A 10778-nucleotide genomic window follows, 5' to 3' on the forward strand; every position below is an offset into this window, starting at 1 on the left:
AATTTCGGAAACCGGAATTTCAGGCCGTTGGGCCCTTCACGGCCTCCAGGCTCAGCTCTCGACGAGGTTGCTGCCGATTCCGGCCTGCTTGCCGCGGGTGATGTAGACCTTGTCGCCCAGTCGGGTGGCCGCGAAGAGCTTTGCGGCAAAATCGTCCGGCATGCCGACGCAGCCGTGGCTGGCGTAGCCCTTGGCCACTTCCGATCCGTGCAGGGTGATGCCGTCGTTGGTCAGCCGCTGCATGTAGGGCATCGGTGCCCCGGTATAGATGTTGGAGACGTGGTCCTTGTCCTTCTCGGTGATCGGGAAGACGCCGAGCGGGGTGGGCGTGTCCTCGGTGCCGAGCAGGACGGCGGTGGCGCCGATCTCGTAGCCGCCGCGGAACACCGAGAGCACGCGGGCATCGAGGTCGACGGTGATGACGATCGGACCTGCGGGTACGCCGGTCTCGTCCCAGTGCCATTCGCCGTACCGGATCGGGCCGTCGATCGGCAGGATGCGCTTGACCGTGAAGGCCGTGTCGGCGGGCTTGGCCGGTTGCGCCTGCGCGATGGGCGCGGCAGGCGCAATCCGGGGCTTTGATGCCATCCCGGCCGGCACGGCGGGCCGGGCGGCGGCCGAGGCGGCATTGGCGGAAAGTTCCGGCTGGCCGGCGATCATCAGCACACCCGCGATCACGGCCAGGGCCGGGGCTGCCGATGCGAGCAGGAGCCGGGCCCCCATCGGGGAGCGCTTGCGGGGGGAGACGATGTTTTCCACCCGCCGCTTATCGCGCGAACGCGAAATACTTGCCAGCGCGTTAACGAATGGCGTCCCGTTCGGGGACGGTTCTTCCGGTCAAACGTTAACGGCGTGGGCGATCGCCCAGAGACCGTTTGAAAATTCGCGAAACGCGAATTTTGCGGCACCGGCCCGCTCCCCCACCCTACCCACCCAACGGTAGTATCCTGCGGGTGGTAGGATGGGGAAGCGGGCCGGTGCCGCCCCAAAAATGCCCCTCGGGCATTTTTCAAACGGTCTCCCAGCCCCGCTCAGTCCCGCTCAACTCTTGTCCGGCGCCGCGATGCCGACGCGCAGGATCGAGTTGGCCAGTTCGGCAATGGCCTCGGGGGTCATGTCCTCGGCCCAGACGGCGTAGCGCAGGCCGAGGAAGACGTTCATGCCCATGATCGCCCAGGCATGGGCCTCGCCCAGCCCCTCGCGCAGTTCGCCCTTGCGCATGCCTTCGCCGAGGCGCTCGGTGATGCGGCGGGCGGTCGATTCGTAATGGACCCGGAAGCTGGCGGGGTCGACGAATTCGCACTCGTCGATGATGCGGTAGATTTCCTTGTGCGCCCGCGCGAATTCGAGGAACCCGGTCAGCGCCGCGCGTTCGGTCTCCAGCGCCGGCAGCGGTTCGCGCAGGGCCTCGCGCGCGGCACCGCGCACCTTGCCGCTGAGATCGTCGACCAGCGCCCGGAAGATCTCGTCCTTCGAATCGAAGTAGGTGTAGAAACTGCCGAGCGCCGTGCCCGCGCGCTGGGTGATCCCGGTGATCGAGGCCTCGTGAAAGCCGCGCTCGCCGAATTCGATGGCGGCGGCATCCAGCAGCTTGCGCAAGGTGCGGCGGCCGCGCTCGGTGCGCGGCATCTTGGCTGTCGAGATCCGTTCCGCGGCCGGATCGGCGGCCTGTTCGTCGCGAAGGGCGACCGGGGGAGGGGGGGCATCTGTGGTCACGAAGCCACAGCTAACCCTCCTGTCGCGCCTTGGCAAATGTTCAATGTTGAAAGTTGATTCATGTATCGATAATGTCGCCTCCAACGATAAAGATCCTTGGGAGTGATGGACGATGCGAAAGGCGCGATTTGGTGGCGTGCGCGGCCGTAAGTGTGCGAGTATTCTGGCTTTGGCGACGGTTCTGGCGGGGGGCGGGGTTACCGCCCCGGCGTTGGCGCAGGATGATGCGGCGGCACCTGCAGCCCCTGCGGCGGCGCCGGTAACGACCATGGGCGAGGGCGAGATCATCGTCACCGCCCGCCGCCGCGAGGAACGCCTGGTCGACGTGCCGATCGCGGTGTCGAGCTTCAGCGGCGACCAGCTCGCGCGCAGCGGCGCCCTCGACATCACCGACATCGCCCAGATGGCGCCCAACGTCACGCTGGAGCCTTCGCGCGGGACCAATTCCACGCTCTCCGCCTTCATTCGCGGCGTCGGCCAGCAGGATCCGGTCTCGGGCTTCGAGCAGGGCGTCGGCATCTATCTCGACGACGTCTACCTCAACCGCCCGCAGGCGGCGGTGCTCGACATCTACGAGGTCCAGCGCGTCGAAGTGCTGCGCGGCCCGCAGGGCACGCTTTATGGCCGCAACACCATCGGCGGCGCGGTGAAGTACGTGACCGCCGACCTTCCGGACACCTTCGCGCTCAAGGCGCGCGGCACGTATGGCACCTACAACCAGCTTGACGGCGTGGTCTCCGCCTCGGCGCCGGTCGGGGACATCGTGCGCCTCGGCGCCGCGGTGGCGCGGCTCACGCGCGATGGCTTCGGCACCAACATCACCACCGGCAAGGACAACTACGACAAGGACGTCTGGGGCGCGCGCGGCACCCTGGAGATGGGCGGCCGGGGCGCCCCGGTCTCGATCCGCATCTCGGGCGACTATACCCGCGATCGCAGCAACCCGCGCGGCGGCCACCGCCTGATCGCCGGCTCGGCGGCGGGCAGCGAGATCCTGCCCGACGTGTTCGACAGTGCTGGCGGCATCGACGATCCCAAGCAGGACGTCGAGGCCTGGGGCCTGGCCATGAACGTCAAGGTCGACCTGTCCGATGCGCTGAGCTTCAAGTCGATCAGCGCCTGGCGCAAGGACCATTCGGCCACCCCGATCGACTTCGACGCCAGCCCGACGGTCGATCTCGACGTGCCCGCGTTCTACGACAACGAGCAGCTCAGCCAGGAATTCCAGCTGGCCTACGACAAGGGGCCGCTGCAGGCGCTGGTCGGTTTCTACTGGCTCGACGCCAGCGCCGACACCTACTTCGATTCGCGCACCTACACGACGCTGGCCACCGCCCTTCCCATGCTGACCGGCCATACCGAGGCCGATGTCAACACCAAGACCTGGGCGATCTTTGGCGACTTCACCTACAACCTCACCGACCAGTTCAGCCTCTCGCTCGGCGGGCGCTACACCTGGGACAAGCGTGAGGCGGACATCCTCAAGCAGAGCTACATCTTCGGCGGTTCGGCCGGTTTCCAGAACCCCGGCACGCTGATTGCCACCGACACCAACTTCTCGGGCAGCGCGGTCTACAAGAAGTTCACGCCCCGTGCCTCGATCTCGTTCAAGCCCAGCCGTGACCACAACATCTACGCAAGCTACAGCCAGGGCTTCAAGGGCGGCGGCTTCGACCCGCGCGGCGCCGGCAAGAATGCGCCGACCAGCAATGCGAGCGGCGTGCCCAGCGATGCCGAGATCGCCCAGTACCTGAGCTTCAAGCCGGAAACGGTGGACAGCTACGAACTGGGCTACAAGGGCAACCTGCTGGACGGCGCGCTCTATGTCGCGGCGGCGGCGTTCCGGATGGACTACAAGGACATCCAGATCCCCGGCTCGGTGGCCTGCACGGTGAGCGGCGTGCCGACCTTCTGCGGCGTTGTCTCCAACGCGGGCAAGGCGCGCCTGCAGGGTCTTGAACTGGAAACCAATGCGACGCTGGGCCGCGACATCGCCGCTGCGGGCGACAAGCTGACCCTCTCGGGTTCGCTCGGCTACATCGATGCCAAGTTCCGCAAGTACGAGACGCTGATCGCCGGCAAGACGGTGGACGTGGCCAAGTACCGCAACATCCAGAACACCCCGAAGTGGACCGCCAGCGGCACGCTGGGTTACGATACCCCGGTGGGCGGCGGCGACCTGCTGCTTTCGACCACGGTGTCCTACCGTTCGAAGGTCCACCAGTTCGAGTTCCCGAACCCCTACCTCGACCAGAAGGGCTATGCGCTGTGGGACGCCAGCATCGTCTACACCGCGCCCGATGGCCGCTGGAGCCTGGGTGTCCACGGCAAGAACATCCTCGACAAGGAGTACATCACCTCGGGCTACAGCTACATCCGTCAGGATGCGACGACCGGGGCGATCGTCACCAATGCCTCCGGCCAGCCGATCCCGACGCTGGGCACGCAGGGCACGCTGACCGGCTTCTATGGCAACCCGCGCCAGGTCTTCGTGACGGGCACGGTGAAGTTCTGATTGCGCGCCCGGGTGCCGCGGCTTCGGTCCCGCGCCCGGGCAAGGCAGGGGGCATGGGCCCCGCTGGCGACAGCGGGGCCCATGGTGACCCTTGCCCCTTGGTGACCCTTGCCATTCCGCCACGCCGGGACTGCAGTCGGGCCTATCCTGAAGGACTTTCGTAGATGGACTATCGCCTCCACCGCTATCGCAGCGCCTGCGGGCGGCTGGATCTGGCCGCGCGGGACTATCCGGCGCGCGATGCGGCTGCGCCGGTGCTGCTGATGATGCATGGCCTCACCCGCAACAGCGCCGATTTCGAGCCGCTCGCCGCGCACCTTGCGGGCGACTACCGGCTGGTCGTGCCCGACCAGCGCGGGCGCGGCCTGTCGCAGTGGGACCCGGAGCCGGCGCGCTACCGCCCCGATGTCTACGCGCAGGACATGCTGGCGCTGCTGGACGGGCTGGGCATCGCCCGGGCCTGCCTGATCGGCACGTCGATGGGCGGGCTCATGGCCATGGTGATGAACGCGCTGCGGCCGGATCTTGCCAGCGGTTTCGTGTTCAACGACATCGGCCCGGTGCTCGATCCTGCCGGGATCGCGCGGATCCAGGGCTATGTCGGACCGGCCGGGCCGATGGCTTCGTGGACCGAGGCGGCGGCGCGCTGCCGGGCGTCGAATGCCCCGGCCTTTCCCGATTACGGCAGCCGCGAGTGGCAGGCCTTTGCCCGGCGTACCTGCCGCGAGCAGGCCGATGGCCGGGTGGTGCTCGATTACGACCCGGCGATCGCCCAGAGCATGGCGGGCGACGAGCCGCAGACGGTGCCGCCCGATCTCTGGCCCTTGTGGGAGGGGCTCGCCGGCCGCCCGGTGCTGGTGGTGCGCGGCGAACTTTCCGATCTTTTGAGCCGGGAAACCGAACGGGAGATGGCGCAGCGCCACGCCGGGCCCTACAGCCATGCCGACGTGCCGCGCGTCGGCCACGCCCCGATCCTCGACGAGACGCCCGCGCTGGCGGCGATCCTCGCCTTCCTCAAGGACCATATCGGCTGACATGAGCCAGAACGCTGTCAATTCGCACAAGCCCTCATCGCCCGGTCTCGTTCTGGCGATGCTGCTCCTGGTCTATATCTTCAACTTCGTCGACCGGCAGATCCTGGCGATCCTGGCCGCCCCGATCCAGCAGGACCTCGGGCTCGACGACGCCCAGATGGGCATGCTCGGCGGGCTGGCCTTCGCGATCCTCTATTCGACGCTCGGGGTGCCGCTGGCCTGGCTGGCGGACCGCACCAGCCGCTCCTGGGTGATCACCGGTTCGCTGCTGGTCTGGAGCCTGTTCACCGCGCTATGCGGCGCGGCGCAGGGGTTCTGGCACCTGTTTGTCGCCCGGCTCGGCGTCGGCGTGGGCGAGGCGGGCGGGGTCGCGCCCTCCTATGCGGTGATCGGCGATCATTTCCCCAGCGAGAAGCGCGCCTTTGCGCTCTCGATCTATTCGCTGGGCATTCCCATCGGCGCGGCGACCGGGGTGCTGGCGGGCGGCTACGTCGCCGCGCGGGTGGACTGGCGCGCGGCCTTTGTGGTCGTCGGGCTGGCCGGGCTGCTGGCGGCGGTGCCGTTCCGCATGGTGGTGCGCGACAAGCCCCGTCCCGCAACGGCCGCGCCCACGGTCCGGTTCGGTGAAGTGGCCGCCACGCTGGCGCGCAAGAAGGCGTTCTGGCTGCTTTCGTTTGGCGCCGCCTCCAGTTCGATGCTCGGCTATGGCATCATGTTCTGGATGCCGAGCCTGCTGCAGCGCAGCTTCGGGCTCGATCTAGTCGAGACCTCGTGGTTCCTCGGCGCGATCCTGCTGATGGGCGGCACCGTGGGCGTGCTGGCGGGCGGGCGCCTCGCCGACCGGCTGGGCTCGGCCGACCGCGCTTTCTACGGCTGGGTTCCCGCGGTCGCCTACGTGATCGCGGTGCCGCTCTACGCAGGCGGTATCTGGACCCACAGCGTGCCGACCGCCTTCCTGCTGTTCCTGTTGCCGCAGGCGCTCGCCTATGTCTGGCTTGGGCCGGTGACGAGCGCGGTCCAGCACCTGGTCGAGCCGGCCGCGCGCGCCACTGCCTCGGCGCTGTTCCTGCTGATCAACAACCTCATCGGCCTTGGCGGCGGCATCTATGCGCTGGGCGCGCTGTCGAAGGCGCTGGCGCCGGTCTGGGGCGGCGAGGCGCTGCGCTATTCGATGCTGATCGGCCTTGCGCTCTATCTTCTGGCGGCGCTGCTGATGGCGCTGGCAGGCCCGGCACTGCGGCGCGAATGGGTGCGGGAGGGCTGACCGGCAAGCCGGGGCTGGATAAGGCGGGATCGGCGGTATAGGGTCGGGGCCGGGATGTTCTGGCAATTGACCGAGTTTACCGGAAAGCGGCCGCTAGGCGTCGCGGCGGGCCTTGCCCCCGTGCTGGTGCTGGTGCTGGTGCTGGTGCTGGTGCTGGTGCTGGTGCTGGTGCTAGTGCTGGTGCTGGCCCCGCTGCCCGCCCGTGCCGATCCCGCGCGGGCGGTCGTCACGGCTGATGCCCGGCTCGATTTCGGGCGCATGGTGGTGGTCGGCAGCGGCAGCCGCAGGGTGACCGCGGCGGGCGCGGTGGTCGACAGCGGCGTCATGCCCGCGCCCGGCGGCACTACCCGTCCCGCCCAGTTCACCGTCTCCTACGACCGCGGCAACGAAAGCCGCCGTCCGCTCGACGTCACGCTGGAAGTGGTGCTTTCGGCGCCGGGTGCGGTCGACGCCGGCGGGGTGTCCGGACGGCTTTCCGCCTTCGAGACCGACTTGCCCGGCTATGCCGCGATCGCGCCGGGGCAGGTCCTGCAGATCACTCTCCCGAATTGCACCCAGCGCGTCTGTTCGCGCAGCTTCCGGGTCGGCGCACGCATCGACCTGACGCGCAGCTATGGCGGCGGCACCTTGAACCTGCCGCTGCCGATCGATGCCACGCTCGTGAATGTCGACTAGGATATTCGACTAGGGCAATCGCCCCGTGCATTCACCCAGTACATTTCCTTAGCTGGGGCGACGGCCGGTCTTGCGATTCTTTTCCTAAAATGAAGCCGGACGCCTCCGAAACGGCTCGGGCGCGGAACCGTTGCGCGGTTCGCTCGTTTGCACGCAGCGAAGTGCATCCCGGTGTCTGGCCGGCGTCTGGCCCGGTGTCTGGCCCTGCGTCTGACCCGGTGTCCGGCGACGATGCGCTGGCAAGGGGGAGTTCCGGAAAACCGCGGTCTTCGGATCGTGAACGCGAGTGTGTCCAATGCCCCGTTCCCCTGCCTTGCCCGTTACCGGAGGCCTGCTTGCTGCAGAGGCGGTGGGGTTGGCGGTGGGGATGGCGCTGATGGCGCCCGCTTGCGCGCTCGCTGCCGAGGCGCCTGCGGGCGCTTATTCCAGCGGGATCGCCAGCGCGACCGTGGTCGCGCCGCTTGCGGTTCGTTCGCTCAGCGATCTCGATTTTGGCGCGGTGGGCGATGTCGGCCGTGAGGGCGGGAGTCTCGTGATCGTGCCGGGCAGCACCCAGGCGCGGTATGGCGGTGCGGCACGCCTCGCCTGCCCGGTCGGGGAGGAGACTTGTGCCATGCCCCATGCGGCGCGGCTGCGGGTGGAGGGGGAGCCCGGACGGGCCTACCGGGTGCTGCTGCCCGATGCCGTCGAGGCGCAATCGGTCGCGGCGGACGGCGCGCCGTTGTCCCGCCTGCCGGTATCCAGTCTCACCGTACGCACCGACAGCAGGCCGCAATCGGATGGGCAGGGCGTGCTGGGCGAGGACGGCGGCGACGGATTCGAGATCGGCGGCGAACTGGACATCCCGCCCGGCACCAGGGCTTCCCACTACCGGGCGCAAGTTCCCGTCATCGTGGTCTATGGGTGACTTGCGGGTTAGTTGACGGTTTCGATCAGACAAGAGGATGAGACCCGTCGTGCTTTGGTATGAACCCGGAGTCTTGGTGAGTTTTCAGTAATATTCCTGAGGCTAACTCCTTAGTTAACACGGGGTGCCCAATTCGGGGCCGCATGACGAGACTACATGCGGAAACGGGGAGCTTCGTGCCGCCCGGAGGGTCGCAGACGCCGGGCATCTCTGAGGGGTACTAATCATGAAGAAGCTTGCTCTTGTTTCCGCCGTGGCGGTCGCCGCCGCTTCGTCGCTCTTTGCGGTTTCCGCGTTCGCCGCGACCACGCAGGGCACTGCCACCGCCACCGTGGTGGCACCGATCACCCTGACCCACACTTCGGGTGCGGCCCTGGCCTTCGGTTCGTTCACCGCGGGCACCGGCGGTACGGTCGTGGTGACCTCGGCTGGCGCCGGTTCGAAGACCGGCGGCGTCGTCTTCGTGGCGGGTTCGGCCAATACCGCGGACGCCTTCACCGTCGGCGGCGATGCCAGCCGGGCCTTCACCATCTCGACCACCGGCGGCAATGTTTCCAGCGGTGCCAACACGATGGCCTTCACCACCACGCCTTCGTCGACCAGCGGCACGCTGAGCGCCTCGGGCGCGGCGAGCTTCACCGTGGGCGGCACGCTGACCGTCGCATCGACGGCGGCGGCCGGCAGCTACACCGGCAGCTACGACGCGACCGTCACCTATAACTGATCGCGAAGCAAGCGGGCCTTCGCAGCGAGGGCCGCTTCGGCCGGTGCCTGCCGTGGGGGCGGCAGGCACCGCATGACCAGCACCCGCAACGAGGACCAGGGATGACCGGGAGGAGACGATACCGGCCGATCTTGGCTGACCGCGCGCGTCTGGCGGGGGCCGGGCTTGCGGCCATGCTGCTTGCGGCGCTGCCGGGGCAGGGACTGGGGCAGGTACTGGCGGCCGGGGCAAAAGGCGCGGCCACGGCGGAAGTCGTGGCGCCGACCCAGATCGTGCCGCTTGCCTATCTGCGCTTCGGCAGCTTCGCGCGGCCCACGAGTGCGGGTACGGAAACGGTGAGCGCCGCCAGCGCCGTCAGCGGCACCGGCGGCATGGCGGCGAACCTGTCGATGCCGCAGGGAACCGGCGGGCGCGGGGCGGCCAGCTTCCAGCTCAACGGCCAGCCTCGCCGCATCTATATCGTCGACCTGCCTGCCCAGGCGACGATCGCTTCCGGCAGCGCGACGATGACGGTCAGCAATTTCACGTCCGACACGGTGGGCATCGGCATCGGCCAGCTCGACGCTTCGGGCCGCGACATACTCAGCGTCGGCGGCACCCTCAACGTGTCGGCCAATCAGGCCGCCGGGGACTATTCCGGTACTTTCCCGCTGACCGTCTACTACCTGTAAGGGGCTATTTGAGGGCGGCCCCGGCCCGCGAAATTCGCTTTTCGGGAATGTCCGGACGGGCTCTAAATACCTAAGTATCATTGCTTGGGATTCCAGACAGTTGCATGGTTAATCCCGATCAAGGACATTCGGGGGTCGCAGTCTTGCGCGTGGTATCGGTAGTGGGGGGCGGTGCGCGGCTGCTGCGCGCCGGTGGTTTGGCGAGCCTGTGTCTGGCCGGGGCCGCCGTGGCGCAGGACGAGCCGTTGCAGGCGCCGCCGCCCCAGGCCGCCGCTTCGGTGCCCGAGGGCGCCGTGGGCGGCATGGGAGACATCAACCTCTACCCCAAGCGCGTGGTGATCGACGAGCGTACGCGCATCGCCTCGGTCGGGCTCTACAACCGCAGCATCGAGCGCGGCGAGTACGATATCGCCATTGCCGACAAGGTGATGACCGGCGACGGCCGGCTGCTCGATGCCGAGGCGGTGGCTCCTGCCGAGCGGGCCCGGCTTCATGGCGCTGCCGCGATGCTGCGCTGGTCGCCGCGCCGGGTGGTGCTGGGCGGCAGCGAGGCGCAGACCATCCGCATCATGGCGCGGGTCGCCCCCGATACGCCGCCGGGCGAATACCGCGCGCACTTTTCCGCCGTGGCGGTGCCGCCCGCCGATGCCTCCTACTCGATCGAGCAGGCGGCGGGCGCCGCCAGGCAGGGGGCGATCGGCGTGCGCATCGTCCCGCGTTTCGGCATCTCGATCCCGGTGATCGTCCGCATCGGCCAGACCACGCTGACGGCGGGGATCGAAAGCCCCCGGATCGTGGCGCTGCCGGGCGGGCGCAAGGCGCTGCAACTGACGATCACCCGGGCGGGCACGCGCTCGGCCTTTGGCGACATCGCGGTGACCGCGCCGGGGGCCAAGGCGCCGCTGGCCCTGCTCAAGGGGCTGGGCGTCTATACCGAGATCGACGCGCGGCAGGTGACCGTGCCCTTCGATGCCGGCGCCGATCCGCGTTTCCTCGCAAGCGGCGCGAAGCTCACCGTTACCTACACCGATGACGACGCCGAGCCCGGCAAAGTGCTGGCCAGCCGGGATCTCATCGTGCCGTGACACAGGAGCGGAGCGGGTTGCCAGGGGCGGCCAGGCTCGTACCGTTCCTTGCCGGTGCCTCGCTGCTGGCGCGGGGGGACCACGCCCTGCTGCCCGCGGCCGCCGCGGGCGAAGAGGGGCATCCTGCCCTGCACCATGCGCGGGCGCGGCAGGCCTTGCCGCGCCCCGGCTTTGCGATGCTGGCCCT

Annotated in this window: 10 protein-coding genes; 8 read left to right on the plus strand and 2 right to left on the minus strand. The window is 68.5% G+C overall.

The window, feature by feature from the left end; translation table 11 throughout:
• Positions 1 to 51: 51 nt before the first annotated feature.
• Complete coding sequence (locus tag CA833_RS10960) at positions 52 to 723, minus strand: L,D-transpeptidase family protein (protein ID WP_207080057.1); 672 nt, start codon at positions 721 to 723, stop codon at positions 52 to 54.
• A gap of 318 nt (positions 724 to 1041) precedes the next feature.
• On the minus strand, positions 1042 to 1629 hold the full coding sequence (locus tag CA833_RS10965; RefSeq protein WP_142637868.1) for a TetR/AcrR family transcriptional regulator: 588 nt from the start codon (positions 1627 to 1629) through the stop codon (positions 1042 to 1044).
• A gap of 199 nt (positions 1630 to 1828) precedes the next feature.
• Here CA833_RS10965 and CA833_RS10970 point away from each other — a divergent pair, with 199 nt between their 5' ends.
• The 8 genes from CA833_RS10970 to CA833_RS11005 all read left to right on the plus strand — a co-directional run bounded on the left by CA833_RS10970 (position 1829) and on the right by CA833_RS11005 (position 10591).
• On the plus strand, positions 1829 to 4231 hold the full coding sequence (locus tag CA833_RS10970; protein ID WP_207078043.1) for a TonB-dependent receptor: 2403 nt from the start codon (positions 1829 to 1831) through the stop codon (positions 4229 to 4231).
• 164 nt (positions 4232 to 4395) lie between these two features.
• Complete coding sequence (locus CA833_RS10975; protein ID WP_207078044.1) at positions 4396 to 5265, plus strand: alpha/beta fold hydrolase; 870 nt, start codon at positions 4396 to 4398, stop codon at positions 5263 to 5265.
• 1 nt (position 5266) lies between these two features.
• Complete coding sequence (locus tag CA833_RS10980) at positions 5267 to 6529, plus strand: MFS transporter (protein ID WP_207078045.1); 1263 nt, start codon at positions 5267 to 5269, stop codon at positions 6527 to 6529.
• A gap of 66 nt (positions 6530 to 6595) precedes the next feature.
• Positions 6596 to 7204 carry a DUF4402 domain-containing protein gene (locus CA833_RS10985; protein ID WP_207078046.1) on the plus strand — a complete coding sequence of 203 codons (609 nt, stop codon included), beginning with the start codon at positions 6596 to 6598 and terminating at the stop codon, positions 7202 to 7204.
• Positions 7205 to 7499: 295 nt separating this feature from the next.
• A complete protein-coding gene (locus CA833_RS10990; protein WP_207078047.1) occupies positions 7500 to 8111 on the plus strand; it encodes a DUF4402 domain-containing protein in 612 nt (203 codons plus the stop codon).
• A gap of 226 nt (positions 8112 to 8337) precedes the next feature.
• A complete protein-coding gene (locus CA833_RS10995) occupies positions 8338 to 8835 on the plus strand; it encodes a DUF4402 domain-containing protein (RefSeq protein WP_142635341.1) in 498 nt (165 codons plus the stop codon).
• A 131-nt stretch (positions 8836 to 8966) separates the two neighbouring features.
• Complete coding sequence (locus CA833_RS11000) at positions 8967 to 9506, plus strand: DUF4402 domain-containing protein (RefSeq protein ID WP_207078048.1); 540 nt, start codon at positions 8967 to 8969, stop codon at positions 9504 to 9506.
• Between the two features lie 149 nt (positions 9507 to 9655).
• Positions 9656 to 10591, plus strand: coding sequence for a hypothetical protein (locus CA833_RS11005; protein WP_242526039.1), 936 nt, complete (start codon positions 9656 to 9658; stop codon positions 10589 to 10591).
• Positions 10592 to 10778: the final 187 nt, after the last annotated feature.

Origin of the sequence: Novosphingobium sp. KA1 (genome assembly GCF_017309955.1) — a bacterium.
Classification (GTDB): Bacteria; Pseudomonadota; Alphaproteobacteria; order Sphingomonadales; family Sphingomonadaceae; genus Novosphingobium.